The organism is Chromobacterium sphagni, from assembly GCF_001855555.1.
Classification (GTDB): Bacteria; Pseudomonadota; Gammaproteobacteria; order Burkholderiales; family Chromobacteriaceae; genus Chromobacterium; species Chromobacterium sphagni.
Window position 1 is genome coordinate 1 of the sequence record NZ_MKCT01000099.1, and the last position, 1533, is coordinate 1533.

General features: G+C 61.5%; 1 protein-coding gene and 2 pseudogenes. All 3 read left to right on the forward strand.

From position 1 onward, the window contains the following. Window positions 1-260 (forward strand): annotated as a pseudogene (locus BI344_RS25050) (hypothetical protein); the annotation flags it as partial. Continuing rightward, window positions 257-445 (forward strand): hypothetical protein, encoded by a 189-nt coding sequence (locus BI344_RS25055; protein WP_206600468.1) that lies wholly within the window; start codon window positions 257-259, stop codon window positions 443-445. The pseudogene BI344_RS25050 and the gene BI344_RS25055, both read left to right, overlap by 4 nt. Window positions 446-676: 231 nt before the next feature. Continuing rightward, window positions 677-1533: pseudogene (locus BI344_RS22405) on the forward strand (ABC transporter permease subunit); the annotation flags it as partial.

A 1533-nucleotide genomic window follows, 5' to 3' on the forward strand; every position in this document is an offset into this window, starting at 1 on the left:
GCCCCTATATCACCCAGTTCAATTCCTCCGGCTACATCAACGATCTGGCCAACGGCGACATCTGCATGGCGCTGGGTTGGTCCGGCGACGTCAACATCGCCAAGCACCGCGCCGCCGAGGCCAAGCGCAGCTATCAGCTGGCCTATGTGATTCCCAAGTCCGGCGCGCCGATCTGGTTCGACGTGATGGTGATCCCAAGGACGCCCCGCATCCGGAGCAGGCGCTGCAATGGATCAACTACATCGAAACGCCGCAAGTGAACGCGGCCATCACCGACGAGGTGTTCTACCCGACGGTGAACGCGGCGGCGCGCAAGTTCGTCAAGCCGGAGATCGCCAGCGATCCCACCATCTATCCGCCGGAATCGGTGATGAAGACACTGTTTCTATTGAAGCCCTTGCCGCCTGACATCATGCGGCTGCAAACCGCTTGTGGACGCAGCTGAAAACCGGCCGCTGATCTTTCGCTCCGCCGGGCGGCGCCGCCGCCCGGCCACCATAATCACAATCCGATCCGCCGCCCGGTCCGCCGGGACGGCCGGACATCCGTGGGGCATTGCCCGCCGGCGGTAGTGGCGGGACGCATGGTGTCGACGGGGCGTTTTCCCGTCGATGGGGACGAATGTTCGGAGCGCCGGTTAGCCGGTGTCGTGGTGCCGCCAAATGAAAACCCTGGATTGGAATTGCTTGCTGCCGTCGGGCAGGGGGCCGTGATCGGCGTGCCCTTCCTGTTTCTGTTCATCTTTTTTCTGCTGCCCTTCCTGCTGGTGGTGGGCATCAGCTTCTCCCAGCAGCAGCTGGGCATCCCGCCGTACACGCCGCTGGTCAAGCTGGAGAACGACGTTTACACCATCGCGTTGAACATCAGCCACTACCGCTTCATGTTCACCGACGATCTGTACTTCGCCACCTATGTCAGCTCGGTGAAGATGGCCTTCATTTCCACCGTGCTGTGCCTGCTGATCGGCTACCCGATGGCTTACTACATCGCCCCGCGCCGAGGGCGCGACGCGCAACACGCTGATGATGATGGTGATGCTGCCGTTCTGGACTTCCTACCTGATCCGGGGTGTACGCCTGGATAGGCATCCTGAAAGAACGACGGCTTTCTCAATCAGTTCCTGCTGTGGCTGCGGGTGATAGACAGCCCGCTGCACCTCTACCACACTAATTGGGGCGTCTATATCGGCATGGTGTTTTCCTACCTGCCATTCATGATCATGCCGTTGTACGCCCACCTGGTGAAAATGGACCTGACGCTGCTGGAGGCGGCCTACGATCTGGGCGCCAGGCCGTGGCGCGCCTTCTGGCAGGTGACGCTGCCCTTGTCCAAGAACGGCATCATCGCCGGCAGCCTCCTGGTGTTCATCCCGGCGGTGGGCGAGTACGTGATTCCGGAGCTGCTGGGCGGCTCGGACACGCTGATGATAGGCCGGGTGATGTGGGACGAGTTCTTCAACAATATGGACTGGCCGATGGCGGCCACCGTCACCTGCTGCATGGTATTGCTGCTGCTGGTGCCGATGGCGCTGTT